The organism is Pseudomonas sp. TWR1-1-4, from assembly GCF_049897165.1.
Lineage (GTDB): Bacteria > Pseudomonadota > Gammaproteobacteria > Pseudomonadales > Pseudomonadaceae > Aquipseudomonas > Aquipseudomonas canadensis.
On sequence record NZ_JAFCVS010000002.1, the window covers coordinates 62,423 to 78,340 of the forward strand.

At 61.6% G+C, this 15,918-nt stretch carries 13 protein-coding genes and 3 pseudogenes; 10 read left to right on the forward strand and 6 right to left on the reverse strand.

Annotation, left to right across the window (positions count from 1 at the left end; genetic code table 11):
* Positions 1-28: 28 nt before the first annotated feature.
* The 4 genes and pseudogenes from ACP7C6_RS04945 (at position 29) to ACP7C6_RS04960 (ending at position 2,414) form a co-directional block, all read left to right on the forward strand.
* Entirely contained in the window at positions 29-508 is a 480-nt protein-coding gene (locus tag ACP7C6_RS04945; RefSeq protein WP_028616340.1) for an AAA family ATPase, read from the forward strand.
* A complete protein-coding gene (locus ACP7C6_RS04950; protein ID WP_028616339.1) occupies positions 505-1,299 on the forward strand; it encodes a nucleotidyltransferase domain-containing protein in 795 nt (264 codons plus the stop codon). The genes ACP7C6_RS04945 and ACP7C6_RS04950 overlap by 4 nt, the downstream gene beginning before the upstream one ends.
* A gap of 579 nt (positions 1,300-1,878) precedes the next feature.
* Positions 1,879-2,127: pseudogene (locus ACP7C6_RS04955) on the forward strand (LysR family transcriptional regulator); the annotation flags it as partial.
* Positions 2,128-2,261: 134 nt separating this feature from the next.
* On the forward strand, positions 2,262-2,414 hold the full coding sequence (locus ACP7C6_RS04960) for a hypothetical protein (RefSeq protein WP_162531429.1): 153 nt from the start codon (positions 2,262-2,264) through the stop codon (positions 2,412-2,414).
* Here ACP7C6_RS04960 and ACP7C6_RS04965 read toward each other — a convergent pair.
* From ACP7C6_RS04965 to ACP7C6_RS04975, 3 genes and pseudogenes are all read right to left on the reverse strand, one after another.
* On the reverse strand, positions 2,404-3,171 hold the full coding sequence (locus tag ACP7C6_RS04965) for a methyl-accepting chemotaxis protein (protein ID WP_370468647.1): 768 nt from the start codon (positions 3,169-3,171) through the stop codon (positions 2,404-2,406). The genes ACP7C6_RS04960 and ACP7C6_RS04965 overlap by 11 nt on opposite strands.
* A gap of 135 nt (positions 3,172-3,306) precedes the next feature.
* Positions 3,307-4,353, reverse strand: a pseudogene (locus tag ACP7C6_RS04970) (cache domain-containing protein); the annotation flags it as partial.
* 139 nt (positions 4,354-4,492) lie between these two features.
* Positions 4,493-8,467, reverse strand: coding sequence for a molybdopterin-dependent oxidoreductase (locus tag ACP7C6_RS04975; protein ID WP_426108350.1), 3,975 nt, complete (start codon positions 8,465-8,467; stop codon positions 4,493-4,495).
* Between the two features lie 517 nt (positions 8,468-8,984).
* Here ACP7C6_RS04975 and nirB point away from each other — a divergent pair.
* The 4 genes from nirB (at position 8,985) to ACP7C6_RS04995 (ending at position 13,065) form a co-directional block, all read left to right on the forward strand.
* Positions 8,985-11,525, forward strand: a complete 2,541-nt coding sequence (gene nirB, locus ACP7C6_RS04980) for a nitrite reductase large subunit NirB (RefSeq protein ID WP_426108351.1) — start codon at positions 8,985-8,987, stop codon at positions 11,523-11,525.
* Positions 11,525-11,887: a nitrite reductase small subunit NirD gene (nirD, locus tag ACP7C6_RS04985; RefSeq protein ID WP_028616334.1), complete on the forward strand. Its 363-nt coding sequence runs from the start codon at positions 11,525-11,527 to the stop codon at positions 11,885-11,887. The genes nirB and nirD overlap by 1 nt, the downstream gene beginning before the upstream one ends.
* A gap of 256 nt (positions 11,888-12,143) precedes the next feature.
* Positions 12,144-12,587, forward strand: coding sequence for an HIT domain-containing protein (locus tag ACP7C6_RS04990; protein ID WP_122684871.1), 444 nt, complete (start codon positions 12,144-12,146; stop codon positions 12,585-12,587).
* A gap of 16 nt (positions 12,588-12,603) precedes the next feature.
* Positions 12,604-13,065: an NUDIX hydrolase gene (locus tag ACP7C6_RS04995; protein ID WP_426108352.1), complete on the forward strand. Its 462-nt coding sequence runs from the start codon at positions 12,604-12,606 to the stop codon at positions 13,063-13,065.
* 9 nt (positions 13,066-13,074) lie between these two features.
* Here ACP7C6_RS04995 and ACP7C6_RS05000 read toward each other — a convergent pair whose 3' ends face one another.
* A complete protein-coding gene (locus tag ACP7C6_RS05000; protein WP_311892574.1) occupies positions 13,075-13,635 on the reverse strand; it encodes a cysteine hydrolase family protein in 561 nt (186 codons plus the stop codon).
* Between the two features lie 102 nt (positions 13,636-13,737).
* Here ACP7C6_RS05000 and ACP7C6_RS05005 point away from each other — a divergent pair, with 102 nt between their 5' ends.
* A complete protein-coding gene (locus ACP7C6_RS05005; RefSeq protein WP_028616330.1) occupies positions 13,738-14,259 on the forward strand; it encodes a GNAT family N-acetyltransferase in 522 nt (173 codons plus the stop codon).
* Here the strand turns inward: ACP7C6_RS05005 and ACP7C6_RS05010 are convergent.
* A complete protein-coding gene (locus ACP7C6_RS05010) occupies positions 14,213-14,878 on the reverse strand; it encodes a TetR family transcriptional regulator (RefSeq protein WP_028616329.1) in 666 nt (221 codons plus the stop codon). The genes ACP7C6_RS05005 and ACP7C6_RS05010 overlap by 47 nt on opposite strands.
* 111 nt (positions 14,879-14,989) lie before the next feature.
* Between ACP7C6_RS05010 and ACP7C6_RS05015 the strand changes: the two genes are divergently transcribed.
* Positions 14,990-15,646, forward strand: coding sequence for an O-methyltransferase (locus ACP7C6_RS05015; protein WP_068932864.1), 657 nt, complete (start codon positions 14,990-14,992; stop codon positions 15,644-15,646).
* Between the two features lie 8 nt (positions 15,647-15,654).
* On the opposite strand, the pseudogene ACP7C6_RS05020 reads toward ACP7C6_RS05015, so the two are convergent.
* A pseudogene (locus ACP7C6_RS05020) lies at positions 15,655-15,798 on the reverse strand (LysE family translocator); the annotation flags it as partial.
* Positions 15,799-15,918 lie beyond the last annotated feature (120 nt).

Sequence of the window (15,918 nt, forward strand, 5' to 3'; positions counted from 1 at the left end):
TGGCTGGCCTCACATAAGGAACCTTGCCATGCCAACCCTGCATTTGCTCTGCGGCAAGATCGCCTCCGGCAAGTCCACGCTCGCAAAGACCCTGGCCACCGAGCACGCGGCCATTGTACTCAGCGAAGACCACTGGCTTGCCACGCTTTACCCCGGTGAAATCCGCTCCATTGCCGACTACATCCGTTGTGCCCAGCGAATACGCGGCGTACTGGGCCCATTGGTGATCAATGTGCTGCAGTCGGGTACCAACGTGGTGCTGGATTTCCCTGCCAACACCTTGGCTAACCGCGAATGGCTGCTGGGCTTGGCACAGGTCGCCAAGGTCCGGCACTGCCTGCATTACCTTGAACTGGACGACGCCACCTGCCGGGCCCGGCTGCACGCGCGCAATGCCCAGGGTGAGCATGACTTCGCCGCCACTGATGCCGAGTTCGATCTGATTACCCGCCATTTCTGCGTGCCGACTGAAGCAGAAGGCCTGGTGATCGAGAGGCATCGCCCATGAGTGCATCGCAACCCATGGGTGTGGACGCCGAGGGTTTTATCCTCACGGTTCCCGACGCCCCCGTGCAGCGTGAGTTTCAGCCTTTGCTCGAGGATGCCTGCGGCCTGCTCTCGCAGCCAGGCTTGGGGGTTGACGGCATTTATGTCTATGGCAGTGTTGCACGCGGCGATGCGCTGCCGGGTGTATCCGATCTTGATCTCACGTTGGTGCTGAGCGAGCCGCCTACCGCTGCGAGCCTGGAGCGGTTGGAACGGATTCGGTGCGACCTGGCGCTGCGGCACCCGTCAGTCACCAAGGTCGATTTCGATATCGGCAGCCGCGCGCAGGTACTGGCTGTTGAGAATAAACATCGTTGGGGGTTCTGGCTCAAGCACCATTGCCGGTGCGTATGGGGCAATGATCTGGCGGTGCAGTTCGAGCGGTTTCGGCCATCACTGGACATCGCCTTGGCTGTGAATGGTGACTTTGAAGCGGTGCTGAGCGCCTACCTCAGCCGCATTGCGCGTGCCGACACCGAACACGAGCGGCTTCGCCTGCAGCGCGAAGCGTCACGCAAGCTGATCAGGGCGACCCAGATAGTGTGCGGGGTAGAGGGGGCGACTTGGCCGCAGACATTGGAGGAGTATGTGGCGCTGTTCGTGCAGAGGTATCCGATGCGGGTGACGCAGGTGGCGTTTTTTCTGTTTGAGGCTCGAAACCCGGGTGCTGACAGTGAAAGGTTCTTGGCCCGGCTTCAAGCGTTTCTGGGGTGGATGGTTTTACAGCGAAGTCATACGGCCGTTCCTCTGTAGGAGCTGGCTTGCCCGCGATGGCGACCTGACAGCCGACCACAATCTAACTGTCCCCCCGCGATTCAAAACTGTGGGAGCTGGCTTGCCTGCGAAGACGGCCTAACAGCCGACCACGCTCTGACTGTTGCCCCGCGATTCAAAACTGTGGGAGCTGGCTTGCCCGCGAAGACGGCCTGACAGCCGACCTGGATGCTGGATCTGATCGGGTACATATCCGTTATTTAGGTAAAAGCTTCTATTGGTTCCGCCCTTACGGCGGCTCACTTTGGAAAAGCCCCAAAGTAAGCAAAGGGCTCTTGCCCCAACACTCGGCACCTCGCCTAGGCTCGGTGTGCCCGTAATCCGCCAGGTATTTGGGGGGCCGCCGCCACGCGCCATCCATGGCGCGGGGCGGCTAAACCGGCATCCCTGCCGGTTTACCCCCCAAATCCCTGTCGAATTCCGGCCAGCGTGTTTGACGGGGCGCCTAAGATCAAGATCAAGATCAAGAGCAAGAGCAAGAGCAAGAGCAAGAGCAAGAGCAAGAGCAAGAGCAAGAGCGGCTCGCTTCGCCTCGTGGTTAGCGTGGGGGGATAGTACCTGGGGATGTCGCAGCCGCCGCTGAGCGAGCAGATCCAGGTGCTGGAGCAGGCGCTCGAGGTCACGCTGTTCGAGCGTTCGCGGCGGGGGGAAGCAGGGAATATCGACCTGGCCTTTGCCCGGCTGGACGGCGACCTGGGCCCGACGGTTCAGTCGCTGCCGTTGCGGGAAGACCGCTTGATGGTGGCTTTGCCCAGCCACCATGCTTTGGCCGCGCGTACGCGCACCAGCCTGTCGAGCTTGGCCAGCGCGCTGTATTCGGCGAGCCTGCGCCATAAGGTACGGGCGGGCGCCGTGCGCTGAATCTTCCAGTCGATGGTCGAGCTTTCCGATAACGCCGACCTGATGGGCAAGTTCCTGGGCTGCCCTGCCCGAAGCTGTTCATGTACGGCGAGCAGAACGCCGGGCTGTCCTACCTGCCGCACATCCAGGCCCACGGCGTGCGGCTGGCGCCGATTGTCGAGTGCGGGCGCTTCCCGATGTATTCCAACCCTGGCGCGATGTGGCAGCAAATCGCTGACTTTCTCAGGACTTGAATCGCCCCACCAAGCCATTTAGCTCATCCGACAAATTCGACAACCGCCCAGAGTCGTCCTGCGCCGAGTTGGCCAGGCTTTCCACCAGCCGCGCCTCGTCGTAGATCTGCTGGATATGCCGGTTGATCTCCTCGGCCACGCTGTGTTGTTCCTCGGCGGCGGCGGAGATCTGCAGGTTCTGATCGCGGATTTCGTTGACCGAGGTCTGGATCCCTTCAAAGCTGTCCCGCGCGTTTTCGATGGACGACACACTGGCCTTCGACAGGTCCAGGCAGCTACCCATCTTTTGCGTGACTTCCTGGGTCTTGTTTTCCAGGGTGCCGAGCAGTTGCTCGATCTCTCCAGTGGAGTCGGATGTGCGCTTGGCCAGTGCGCGCACTTCGTCGGCTACCACCGCAAAACCACGGCCTTGATCACCCGCACGGGCGGCTTCGATGGCGGCGTTGAGCGCCAACAAGTTGGTCTGTTCGGCAATCGCACGGATGGTGCCGAGGATCTGGTTGATGCTGCGGCTGCCGGCTTCCAGTTCGACCATGGCCTGGGATGACTCGGTCAGGCGGCGCCCCAGGCGGTTGACGTTGTCGGTGGTGACTTCGATCTGCTGCTTGCCCTCGGCCACGCGCCGGTGCCCGTTCTCGGCGGATTCCGCCGCGCCACTGCAGGAGCGTGCGACTTCGTTGGCCGTGGCGACCATTTCGTTGAACGCCGTAGAGACAAGTTCTACCGCCTCACGCTGGCGCCCGGCCGCCTCGTTCATGTTGTGCGCCACTTCGCTGTTGACCTTGGAGGCGTTCTGCAAATTGGCCGAGGCGGCGCCGATGTGTTGGATCAGTTGGCGGATCGCCGCGAGAAACTTGTTGAACCAGCCGGCCAGTTCGGCGGTTTCATCCTTGCCCTGGACCTGCAGTTCGTGGCGCAAGTCGCCTTCGCCCTGGGCGATGGACTGCAAGCCGGTACTGACCTGGCCGATGGGTTTGACGATGACCTTGGAAAACGCTGCCGCGATCAGCCCGAAGATCAGCACCAGCACCGCGACGATGATGGCGGTGAGGTAGGTCATGCGCGTGGCTTCGGCCATGACTTCACGGTGTTCGATCAGCCCGATGTAGCGCCAGCCGAGGCCGGGGGAGGTCCACACGTTGGCCATGTAGCGCACGCCATCGATCACCACTTCAGTGGAGCCCTGTGCGGTGTCGGCCAACTGTGCATAGGCTGTGCCCAGGTCTTTGAGCGGCTTGAAGTTGTGGGCGGCGTTGCGCGGGTCGACCAGCACCACGCCGTCCTCAATCAGCATCACGTAGCCGCTTTCGCCCAGTTTGATGCTCTTGAGCAGTTCGGTGAGGTTTTTCAGTGAGACGCTGACCACGAACACGCCCTTGGCCTTGCCGTTTTCCAGCAGGGCGCGCGCGGTACCCACCAGGGCGACGTCATCTTTGTCGTAGTAATACGCGGGGGTGCGCACGGTCTTGCCGGGGCTGGCCATGGCCGCCTTGTACCAGGGGCGGGTGCGCGGGTCGTACTTGGCCAGTTGCGGGTCATCCGGCCATTTGGCGTAGGTGCCGTCTTCCAGGCCGATGGACAGGATGGCCGCCGCTGGGTGTGTGGCGCCAAAGCGCGCGAAGCGGTCGATCACCGCTTGCGCCTCGGCGGGCATGGGCTGGCTGGCCGCGTCGGCAGGCTGGTAGTTCTTCAGCGTGTTCACGGAGGTGTATACAGGATCAGTGGCCATTTGATCGACGTTTTGCAGCGTACCGTCGAAGAACTGGCGGATATTGCCGTCGATCTGACGGATTTCCCGGGTGCTGCCGTCGATAAACTGATCCACCGCCTGGGTCCGCGTGTTCATGACCGAAATCACGGCCACCAGGCTTACCGGGATGAAAGCAACGGAGACAAATGCGAGTACCAGCTTATTTTTTATTTTCATCGAGACGACCATCAGCGTGAAGGGCGGCCAAATCGTCGCGCACCTCGATCAGGATTACGGCGATTTGCTATCACTGATGTTTCGGCCCGGCCCCGGTAAATCTTTAGGGTTTTTTGTACACAATACAAAGTGCTTATTGTTCTGTATCCAATCAATACACATCACGCAGATAACGCTTCTGCTCACTTAACTGCCGCCAGTACTCCACGGCACCCTCGACGCCAAGCCCGCCGTGGGTTTGCGCGACTTGGCGCAGGGCCTGGTCGACATCTTTGGCCATATGGCTAGCGTCACCGCAGATGTACAGCTTGGCGCCATCCTGTAACCAGCGCCACAGCTCGGCCCCCTGCTCGCGGATGCGGTCCTGCACGTAGACCTTTTGCGCCTGGTCGCGCGAGAACGCCAGGCTCAAGTGGTTGAGCAGGCCGTCGCGCTGCATGCCTTGCAGTTCGTCCTGATAGTAGAAATCGCTGGCGGCGTGCTGTTCGCCGAAGAACAGCCAGTTGCGCCCCTGATGACCCAGCGCGCGACGTTCCTGCAAGAACGCGCGAAAGGGCGCGATACCGGTGCCGGGCCCGATCATGATCATGGGTACGTCGCCGTCAGTGGGCGTGCGAAAGTGCTTGGACGGCTGCACGAACAGCGGCACTTCGCCGTCGCCGACCCGGTCAGCCAGGAACGTCGAGGACACACCCTTGCGCTTGCCATAGCGCACGGCAGCCACGGTGAGATGCACTTCCTGCGGATAGGCCTTGGCACTCGAAGCGATTGAATACAAGCGTGGTTGCAAGCGCTTGAGGGTGCCCAGCAATTCATCCGCCGAGCACTCGATGGGGTATGCCTGCAGCACATCCGCCAGTTGCCGGCCCCACAGCCAGTCATTCAGTTCTGCCTTGTGTTCGGGGTTGAGCAAGTGCTTGAGGCTAGGGTTGGCGCTGCGCTCGGCGATGAAGGCCAAGGTGTCGCTGCTGGGCCGGGCGATTTCGAAGTGTTGGGTCAAGGCCTGTTGCAGCGGCACATCGCCGAAGGTCTCGATGTTCACGCTGGTATGGGCGTTCAGGCGGGTGAGGTCGAGCAGTTCGTTGACCAGTTCGGGGCAGTTGCGCGGCCGTACGCCCAGCGCATCGCCGGCTTCGTAGGTCAGCCCGGAGCCGGCCAGGTCGAGGGCGAACTGACGGGTTTCCTTGTGGGGACTTAGCGGGTTCAGGTGCCGGTTGAGCAGCAGGCGTGAGCCGTACAATTTGGTTTTACCGGCGGGGGTGGCGGGCGCGACGGGCTTTGTCGGGGCGAGGGTTTGCTGGAAACGCACCAGCCACGCATCGGCCAACGCTTCGAATTCGGTGTCGCAGTCGACGCGTTCCAGCAGGCGGGTGGCGCCCAGTTCCAACAGGCGTTGGTCGAGTTGCTTGCCGTGGTTGCAGAACTGGTCATAGTTCGGATCACCCAGGGCCAGCACTGCAAAGCGCAAGGACTCCAGGCGCGTCTCGGCAGTGCTGAGGCTGTGCCAGAAACCTTCGCCATTGTCCGGTGGGTCGCCGTCGCCAAAGGTGCTGCTGATCAGCGCCAGGGTGTGGGTGCTTGCCAGTTTGCTCGCCGGGAAATCCGACATCGCGCTCAGTTCCACGGCAATGCCCGCGTCGCGCAGCCGTTTGGCAAAACGCTCGGCCAAAGCTTCGGCGTTGCCGGTTTGCGAGGCCCACAACAAGGTGACGGCTGGGGAGGGCGCTGCGAGGGATTGCGTATGGCTGAACAAACCGCCGAGCAAGCCGTTCAACCACAGCCGCGCGGCATCGGCCAGCGGTGCATTGGCGGGCATGGTCGGCACGCCGACCGCCTGGTGTGCGGCGTTGGACTGCAGGCCGCTGAGAAAGCCGGCGAGGTAGGTGCGCTCATTCTCGCTCAAGGGGGGCGCGGGTAGGTTGCGGATGCCGGCGATTTCGGCGAAGGCGTCGAGGCGCGACATGGCGGTGTCCTCTGCTACGGGGGAAGGGCGGTCCAGGAATTGGTGTTCGATCAGCTCGACGCGGGCCAGGGCGACGGCGCAGTACTTGAACTCCGGCTGTAAGGAAATCGGGTCCACCGCGTCGTTGGTCACCGCGTTGATTGCCAGGTTTTCACCGAATACATCGTTCCAGTGGAACGGCGCAAAACAATTGCCTGGCCGCACACGGTCGGTGACCACGGCGGGCAGCACGGCGCGGCCGCGCTGGGAGCGTATCTCGACTCGATCCTTGTCCTTGATACCCAATCGGCTCGCGTCTTCGGGGTGTAATTCCACAAAGGGGCCGGGGTTGAGTTTATTCAGGGTTGCAACCTTGCCGGTCTTGGTCAGGGTGTGCCATTGGTGCTGCACGCGGCCGGTGTTAAGCACGAAGGGGAATGCGTCGTCCGGCATTTCTGCGGGTGGCATATGGGGGCGGGCGAAGAACTGGGCTTTGCCGTTTTCGGTGGCGAAGGCGAGGGTGCCTGTGTCCAGGTAGCGGATCGGGTTGCGGTCCGCGCCACCCTCCGCCGCGCAAGGCCATTGCAGCGGCTTCTCACGCAGGCGCGGGTAGCTCGCACCACGCAGGTCGTAGCCGGTCTTGGGGTTCCAGGCGCGTTTGATTTCTTCAAACACGTCGGCGGCGGATGCATAGGTGAACGCATCGGCAAAGCCCATTTCGCAAGCGACCCTGGCAATGATCTGCCAGTCGGGCAGGGTCTCGCCGGGCGCATCCACGGCCTTTTGCATCAGGGTCAGGTTGCGCTCGGAGTTGATCATCACCCCTTCGGCCTCGGCCCACAGCGCGCCGGGCAACAGGATGTCGGCGTAGCGGTTGGTCTCGGTGTCGAGAAAAGCATCCTGGGTGATCACCAGTTCGGCGGTTTGCAGGCCTTCGATCACGGTCTGCCGGTTAGGCACGCTGGCGACCGGGTTGGTGCAGATGATCCAGCAGGCCTTGATCTGCCCGGCGGCCATCTGTTCGAACATCGCCACGGTGCCGCTGCCAGCCTGGCGCGGCAGGCTGTCGTGGGGGATCTGCCACAGGTCTTCGATAAAGGCGCGGTCGGCCTCGACCAGCACCGAACGTTGCCCCGGCAGTCCAGGGCCCATGTAACCCATTTCGCGCCCGCCCATGGCGTTGGGTTGACCCGTGAGGGAAAACGGCCCGCTGCCCGGACGGCAGATGGCACCAGTGGCCAGGTGCAGGTTGCACAGCGCGTTGGTGTGCCAGGTGCCGTGGGTGCTCTGGTTGAGGCCCATGGTCCAGCAGCTCATCCACTCGGCGGCCTGGCCGATCCAGTCGGCGGCTTGGCGGATATCGGCTTCGGCCAGGCCGGTGATGGCGGCGACTTGATCTGGCGAATAGTCCTCAAGGAATTCCGGCAGCGCCTCCCAGCCTTCGGTAAAGGTGGCGATAAAGGCAGGGTCGGTGTGGCCGTTTTTGACCAGCAGATGCAGCAGACCATTGAGCAACGCCAGGTCGGTGCCGGGTTTGATCGGCAGGAACAGGTGGGCCTTGTCGGCCGTGGCACTGCGCCGGGGATCGACCACGATCAGCTTCGCCCCGGCCTTGACCCGGTCCATCATGCGCAAGAACAGGATCGGGTGACAGTCAGCCATGTTCGCGCCGATCACGAAGAACAGGTCGGCGCGATCGAAGTCTTCATATGACCCCGGCGGGCCGTCGGAGCCAAGGGAGAGTTTGTAGCCACTGCCGGCGCTGGCCATGCACAGCCGCGAGTTGGACTCGATGTTGGGGGTGCGGACGAAGCCCTTGGCCAATTTGTTGATCAGGTACTGGGACTCCAGCGACATCTGCCCTGACACGTAGAATGCCAAGGCGTCCGGGCCGTGCGTGTCGAGGGTGTGACGCAGGCGGTGCGCGGTTTCGCGGATGGCGTTGTCCATGTCGATACGCACCGGGTCATGCTCCCGGGCCTGGCGTACATAGGCGTTTTCCATGCGCCCGGACTCGGCGATGGCTTGCCCGCAGGTGGTGCCCTTGGTGCACAGGCGGCCAAAGTTGGTGGGGTGGTCCTTATCGCCGATCACCTTGACCACTTTGTTGTCTTGCACCTGCATGACGATGCCACAGCCCACGCCACAATAGGGACACACACTGCGTATGCTTTGGTTGGCCATCTGAAACCTGCGTAAACAAAAAAGGCGCCTTGCAACCCTCCGTTCAGAACGGGGATTACACGGCGCCTTTGTCGTGAGAGGGCAGTCAGCGTTGACTGCTTGGTTGGGGTGTTCCTAGCAAGTCACGCGCCAGGTTTTTGAACTGCCCCTTGATACCGACGCGCCGACGGCGCGGGGCAAGCCCGCTCACCACAGAAAACCATTCATTCATGGCGAGTCATGCACTTTTATGACGCGAGATGCACCAGTTGGAGGCGCTGGAGGTGGTGCTTGGCATCGCCGACTCCCCTGTTGAGCCGTGAACACAGGCCTTGCATCCGCTTGGCACAGACCCTGCAAGCTCCCCCTCAACCCACTTCGGTCAACGACGATCGACACCAGGGGCAATAGCGGAGAATCCGGCGCAGTCGTCCGATCCGAACCCGCATAAGAACAGGCAAAGACGCCTGGAACCGCAAGGTTTCAGGCGTTTTTTTTGCTTTTTTAAAACCGTGATGAGCTTTGTCGGGTGCTTACTATGAACCATCTCAAAACCTTGATCGTCGTCGGCAATGGCATGGTCGGCCACCACTGTGTGGCGCAATTGATCGAGCGCGGCGCGCTGGATCACTACCGTTTGCATGTGTTCAGCGAAGAGCCGATGCGCGCCTATGACCGGGTGCACCTGTCCGAGTATTTCACTGGCCGCGACGCCGAGTCGCTGGCCTTGTCCGACGCCTCGCTGTACCAGACGCCGGGTGTCACCCTGCATCTCGGCGTACCGGTGCTGGAGATCGACCGCGCCCGCTGCGAGGTGATCACCGCTGACGGCTGCGTCGCCTATGACAAGCTGGTGTTGGCCACCGGCTCCTATCCGTTTGTGCCGCCTATCGAAGGCGCCGAAGGCGATTCACGGCTGGTGTATCGCACCCTTGAAGACCTGGACGCGATTCGCAAGGCAGCCGCCAGTGCACGACGCGGCGTGGTAGTGGGCGGTGGCCTGTTGGGCCTGGAAGCCGCCAACGCCCTGAAAAGCCTCGGCCTTGAGGCCCATGTGGTGGAGTTCGCGCCGCGCTTGATGCCGGTGCAACTCGACGACTTTGGCGGCCTGGCACTCAAGGCGCAGATCGAACGGCTAGGCGTGGGCGTGCATTTGTCGCGCGCCACCCAATCCATCAGCACGGGTGAGCAGTACCGCTACCGCATGAATTTTGCCAATGACGAGTTCCTTGAAACCGACCTGATCGTATTCTCCGCCGGTATCCGCGCCCAGGATGCACTGGCCCGCCAGGCCGGCCTGGACATCGGCCCGCGTGGCGGAGTGGTGATCAATGACGAATGCCTGAGCATCGACCCGAACATCTACGCGATTGGCGAATGCGCGTCCTGGAATGGCAGCCTGTTCGGCCTTGTCGCGCCGGGCTATCAGATGGCCCGTGGCGTTGCCGCACTGCTGTGCGCGCAAACCGCCGAGCCGTTTGTGGGTGCCGACATGTCGACCAAACTCAAGTTGCTCGGCGTCGACGTGGGCTCCATCGGCGACGCCCATGCCCACACGCCGGGCGCGCGCAGCTACCAGTTCATCGACGAAGCCAGCGCCAGCTACCGGCGCCTGGTGGTGGATGCGTCGGGCAAACATGTGATCGGCGCGGTGTTGGTGGGCGACAACAGCTACTACGACACCCTGCTGCAATACATGCAAAACAGCATCGCGCTGCCGTCCGAGCCGGCCAGCCTGATCCTGCCGTCGTCCAACGGCGCACCGACCCTCGGCCCCGGTGCGCTGCCGGAATCGGCCACCGTCTGCTCCTGCCACAACGTGACCAAGGGCGCGATTTGCTCGGCCATCGACGGCGGCTGCAGCGACCTCGGCCTGCTCAAAGCCCAGACCAAGGCCTGCACCGGTTGCGGCGGCTGCGCCGGTTTGCTGAAGCAGGTGTTCGAACATGAACTGATCGCCCGTGGCGTCAGCGTCGACAAGAGCCTGTGCGAACACTTCGCCTACACCCGGCAGGAGTTGTACGCCCTGGTGCGCGTGGAAGGCATCCTCACCTTTGACGAACTGCTGGCCAAACACGGCCGTGGTCACACCGGCTGCGACGTGTGCAAGCCGGCGGTGGGCTCGATCCTGGCGTCGTGCTGGAACCAGCCGATCATGGATGCGTCCCTGGTGCCGTTGCAGGACACCAACGATACGTTCATGGCCAACATGCAGAAAAACGGCACCTACTCGGTGGTGCCGCGTATTCCAGGCGGCGAAATCACCGCGGATAAACTCATCGTGATCGGCGAGGTCGCGAAGAAATATGACCTCTATACCAAAATCACCGGCGGCCAGCGCATCGACCTGTTTGGTGCACAACTGCACGAACTGCCGGATATCTGGAGCGAACTGATCGCCGCCGGGTTTGAAACCGGGCACGCCTACGGCAAATCCACGCGTACGGTGAAGTCCTGCGTGGGCAGCACCTGGTGCCGTTACGGCGTGCAGGACAGCGTGAAAATGGCGCTGTTGATCGAGGACCGTTACAAGGGTCTGCGCTCGCCGCACAAGCTCAAATTCGCAGTGTCCGGCTGTACCCGCGAATGCGCCGAAGCCCAGAGCAAAGACGTCGGCGTGATCGCCACCGAGAAGGGCTGGAACCTCTACATCGCCGGCAACGGCGGCATGCGCCCACGCCATGCGGAGCTGTTCGCCACCGACCTGGATGACGCCACGCTGATCCGCTACATCGACCGCTTCCTGATGTTCTACATCCGCACCGCCGACAAGCTGCAACGCACCTCGGTCTGGCGCGAAAGCCTCGAAGGCGGCCTGGATTTCCTCAAGGACGTGATCCTGCACGACAGCCTGGGCCTCGGCGCAGAGCTGGAAGCGCAGATGCAGCTGGTGGTCGACCGCTACGAATGCGAATGGGCCAACGCCCTCGCAGACCCGGAAAAACTCAAGCGCTTCCGCACCTTCGTCAACGACAAACGCCCCGACCCGGACATCCACTTCGTCCAGGAGCGCGGCCAACGCCGGCCGATCATGGCCGCCGAACTCAACCTGATTCCCGTCACCGAGGAGATTGCCTGATGAGCCAAGCCAACCCGCAACGCAACCTGACCACCTGGAAAGGTGTGTGCAGCGAGACCGACCTGGTGAGCAATTCCGGCGTGGTGGTGTGGCTGGACGGTGCGCAAGTGGCGCTGTTCTACCTGCCGGGTGCGCAGGACCAGACGTTGTTCGCCATCGACAACCATGACCCGGAATCCGGCGCGAATGTGATCGGACGCGGCTTGATCGGCAGCATCAAGGGTGACCTGGTGGTGGCGGCGCCGATCTACAAGCAGCATTACCGGCTCGAGGACGGGCAGTGCCTGGAAGCGCCTGACCAGAGGCTGCGGGTTTGGCCGGTGCGGTTGAACGCTGGGGTGGTGGAATTGGCATTGGATTGATGCTGTGTGCAGGGTCTTGCGTCGAGCCGACTTACTGCGGTGAGCGGGCTTGCTTGTGGTGAGCGGGCTTGCCTCGCGCTGGGGTGCGAAGCAGCCCCAGTAAGATCACCGTGTTTATTCAGACAAACCGCGGGGTTTGGTTCTAGGGCTGCTTCGCACCCCAGCGCGAGGCAAGCCCGCTCACTACAACAAGCCCGCCAGTTGCTGAAGTCGAGTTAAGATGCCGCCTGGACCTCACTCAGATCAAGGACACTGTATGCCGCTTATCACGGAGCGCGTCGCGCTCGCCCGCAATGGCGCCAACGAAAAAGTCATTTGCCGCATGGCTTCAGGCTGGGCGGTCATGGGTGATGTACAGTTTCTACCCGGTTACTGCCTGCTGCTGCCTGACCCGGTCGTTGCCAGCCTGAACGACCTGGACACCGAGGCCCGCACAGCCTATCTGTTGGACATGGCCCGCCTTGGCGATGCGGTGTTGCAGGCTACCGGTGCGTTGCGCATGAACTACGAGATCCTGGGCAATTCCGAGCCGGAGCTGCATTGCCATCTCTTCCCGCGCTATGCCTCGGAACCGGACGACAAACGCACGATGCCGGCGTGGTTTTATGATTGGAAAAACGCACAGCCGTATGCGGAGGTCGACCACGGGGAGATGCGCAAGGCGATTGCGCGATTGTTGGAAGCGACGACATCGGCCTAAGGATGGGATGGAATCAATGCGCGAACGAAAGGCGTCACGCCTGCTGGTGATCAACCCCTCGCAGGAGGTGCTTCTGTTCAGGTTCGTCCATAACGACGGACCATTGGCCGGGCAAAATTATTGGGCTACGCCTGGCGGTGGTGTAGAGGCCGGTGAAACCTTCGAGGTGGCTGCAATACGCGAGCTGCGTGAGGAAACGGGAATCAAGGTTGACACTCTTGCGGCGTCCATCGCGGACCGCAAGGTCCCGTTGATGCTGCCTTGCGGGGAAACGGTGTTAGCGATTGAGCAGTATTACGTGGTTCACGTACCCGATGAGGCACTGTCAAAAGCGGAATGGACCGCCCCTGAGACTCAGGTCATGGCGGATCATCGTTGGTGGTCTGTCAATGCGCTGCGCTCTACCGAAGAGACGGTCTGGCCGCAATCACTGATCGATATGCTTGTGAAAGAGGGCGTGTTTCAACCCGCTACCTGACCGTCGTGGTCAACAATGTACCAGGATTTCGTCGGTCTCCATCACGGCGGCATAATCCATCGCCAGGTTGCTCAGCGACAGCGCATGCACGTCTTCAGCGGGCCACAGGCGCCCGGACAAATCGGTTTGGTCGAAGGTGTAGCAGGCATCCGAAACCACCGTCACCGCAAAACCCAGGTTGCCGCCTGAGCGTGCCGTGGCCTCGACCGAGTTGTTGGTGATCACGCCGGCGATCACCAGTTGCCGGATCCCGCGCGCGTGCAGCCAGCGTTCCAGTCCTGAGGCGACGAAGGCGTCCGGAACGTTCTTTTCGGTCACATGCTCATGCGCCAGCGGTTGCAGCGCCGGCTGGAATTCGCAGCCCGGCTGGCCCGGCCAGAACACCGAGTCGGGAGAGCGGGACATGTGCCGGATGTGAACAACAGGGCGGTCGGATTGACGCCAGGCAGTCAGCAGACGCTGTATCTGCACTTCGGCGTCGGGGTTGTTGCGTCGTCCCAGCTTTGGTCGGTTCATGCCTTGCTGCATGTCGATGATCAGCAGTGCGGCGTTGATGGCTAACGATTGCATGGCACCTCCTTTTGCGGGTTGGGCTCGAAACATACCACGAGGGTAAACGGTCATGAAGGTTGGGTTTACTTGAAGGACATTGACTGAATAAGGAATAGATCAATGATCCGCAAAGCATTACCTGGCGACGCCAACGCCATCGCCCAGGTGCATATCCGCAGTTGGCAGGAAGCCTATCGTGACATGATGCCTGCCGAGTTCTTGAATGGGCTGGATGCAACGCTGGCTCGGCGCGAATCCTTTTGGGTTCGCTCGATTGAGTCGGGCGAGTCCGACGTGTGGGTCGCGGAGCTGGACGGGCACGTTGTGGGCTGGATATCGGTCGGTGCCAGTCGTGACGAAGAAGCTGCCGGAGCAAACACCGGTGAGGTCATGGCCATTTATGTTTTAGCCAAGTATTGGCAAGCCGGCGTTGGGCTGGCGTTGTGGAATGCGGGCCTGCAGTTCCTGAGGGAGGAGGGGTTTCAGGGTTTGACGCTTTGGGTCTTGAGCCGAAATGAAAGGGCTATCCGGTTTTATCGCAGGATGGGCTGTGTCGAGGACGCGGGGAGTGAACGTAATCTTCAGAGGGGAGGTGTCACTCTGGTAGAAATGAGGTATCGGTTGCCCTTTGGACCAGGTTGAGCACATTCACATACGCACGAAACATTTCAGCCATCCCCTCGGCATAAACCGCGATCTCTTCAGCCGTTCGCGGACTGTTGGAGAACTCCTTCCCCACTGAACTGAGCGTGGTCAGGATCAAATCACTGGCTACCGTACGCGTGTCAACCGACACCTCAGGCAACAACTCCAGCATGAACCCCTTGAACGCCTGCCGTCCCGCCGCGCGCACCTCCAGGGCCTCCGGCGCATCACGATAGAGCGGCGCCGCGTCACTCAGCGCACCGCGCATCTGCGCTTCTTCGCATTCCGATTGGATAAAGGCGTGCACCAACGTTCGCAGGCGATCCAGTGGCGTTTCGTCGCGTTTCTCCAGGATGTCGCGCAGCATCTGGGTGGTCTGCTGCCACTCATCACTCTGCAACCGGAACAGAATCGCCGCTTTGTTGGGGAAGTACTGGTACACCGACCCCACGCTCACGCCGGCCTTTTCCGCGACCCGTGCAGTGGTGAAGCGGGTGGCGCCTTCCTTGGCCAAAACCTGAATAGCCGCTTGCAGAATCGCCGCCACCAACTCGGTGGAACGGGCCTGTTGCGGGTGTTTGCGCGTGGAAATACGTGGGGTCTGGCGGCTGGTCATACGGGGCTCCTGAAGCAGGGCTAATGCGAATAGCGAAGGATGCGAATGACTCGCATACTTTTAATGCGACGAATTAGTCGCATCTTAGTCCCACCTCACTGGAAATCAATTATGTCGAGCCTGACCACCGCGCCTCTGGCGCCCCTTATCGAACGTCTTTATGCCCAGGCCAATGCGGCCACCAGCCCGCTGGTGAACTCGGTATCCAAAGAAGAACGCGAACGGCTAATGCACAGCAAAACCGAATACATGGCGCTGTATTCGATGCTCAAGGACCTGTGGCTGCCCGTGTCGCAGGACACCGGCAAGCTGCTCTACATGCTGGCGCGCAGCAACAAGGCGCGGGCGATTGTGGAGTTTGGCACTTCATTTGGGCTGTCGACCTTGTTCCTGGCTGCCGCGCTGCGTGACAACGGCGGCGGTGTGCTGATCGGCAGCGAATTCGAAGCGTCGAAGATCGCCCTGGCGCGCGAGCATTTCATCGAAGGCGGCGTGAGCGACCTGATCCACATTCGCGAAGGTGACGCGCTGGTGACCCTGGCCAGCGACTTGCCGGATGTTGTCGATCTGTTGCTGCTGGACGGCGCCAAGACGCTGTACGGCGACGTGCTGAACCTGGTGGAAAACAACCTGCGTCCTGGCGCACTGGTAGTCGCGGACAACACCGATTATTGCCCTGAATACCTGGCCTATGTGCGCGCCCCGGAGAACGGTTACTTGTCGGTGCCGTTTACCGATGACATCGAACTTTCAATGCGCCTGGGGTAAGCGAGTATTCAGCGCTTGCTGGCCGCCAGCCTTGCAGCGAACAACACAAAGATCATACCGGTGGTGCTGTCCATCCACTGGATGACCTTTTCGCGACGCAGGAAACCGGAAAGCGACTGCGTGGCGCCGATCAATATTGGAGACCACAGCAGACAACCGGGGTTGATCCCCAGCGTGGCAGCGGCGAGGAGGTTATTGGTGATGGGCATGGGGGGATTCATGATGGGTGGAGGTGTGCCTAAGCAAATCTCCATTATCCTGGGATGAGCGAT

Excerpts from the sequence above, each read along its gene's own strand:
- ACP7C6_RS05000 (WP_311892574.1), bottom strand. The coding sequence starts at position 13,635 with ATGCAATCGTTAGCCATCAACGCCGCACTGCTGATCATCGACATGCAG.
- ACP7C6_RS05005 (WP_028616330.1), top strand. The coding sequence starts at position 13,738 with ATGATCCGCAAAGCATTACCTGGCGACGCCAACGCCATCGCCCAGGTG.
- ACP7C6_RS04990 (WP_122684871.1), top strand. The coding sequence starts at position 12,144 with ATGCCGCTTATCACGGAGCGCGTCGCGCTCGCCCGCAATGGCGCCAAC.
- nirB (WP_426108351.1), top strand. The coding sequence starts at position 8,985 with ATGAACCATCTCAAAACCTTGATCGTCGTCGGCAATGGCATGGTCGGC.
- nirD (WP_028616334.1), top strand. The coding sequence starts at position 11,525 with ATGAGCCAAGCCAACCCGCAACGCAACCTGACCACCTGGAAAGGTGTG.
- ACP7C6_RS04975 (WP_426108350.1), bottom strand. The coding sequence starts at position 8,467 with ATGGCCAACCAAAGCATACGCAGTGTGTGTCCCTATTGTGGCGTGGGC.
- ACP7C6_RS05015 (WP_068932864.1), top strand. The coding sequence starts at position 14,990 with ATGTCGAGCCTGACCACCGCGCCTCTGGCGCCCCTTATCGAACGTCTT.
- ACP7C6_RS04945 (WP_028616340.1), top strand. The coding sequence starts at position 29 with ATGCCAACCCTGCATTTGCTCTGCGGCAAGATCGCCTCCGGCAAGTCC.
- ACP7C6_RS04965 (WP_370468647.1), bottom strand. The coding sequence starts at position 3,171 with ATGAACGAGGCGGCCGGGCGCCAGCGTGAGGCGGTAGAACTTGTCTCT.
- ACP7C6_RS04950 (WP_028616339.1), top strand. The coding sequence starts at position 505 with ATGAGTGCATCGCAACCCATGGGTGTGGACGCCGAGGGTTTTATCCTC.
- ACP7C6_RS04995 (WP_426108352.1), top strand. The coding sequence starts at position 12,604 with ATGCGCGAACGAAAGGCGTCACGCCTGCTGGTGATCAACCCCTCGCAG.
- ACP7C6_RS04960 (WP_162531429.1), top strand. The coding sequence starts at position 2,262 with ATGTACGGCGAGCAGAACGCCGGGCTGTCCTACCTGCCGCACATCCAG.
- ACP7C6_RS05010 (WP_028616329.1), bottom strand. The coding sequence starts at position 14,878 with ATGACCAGCCGCCAGACCCCACGTATTTCCACGCGCAAACACCCGCAA.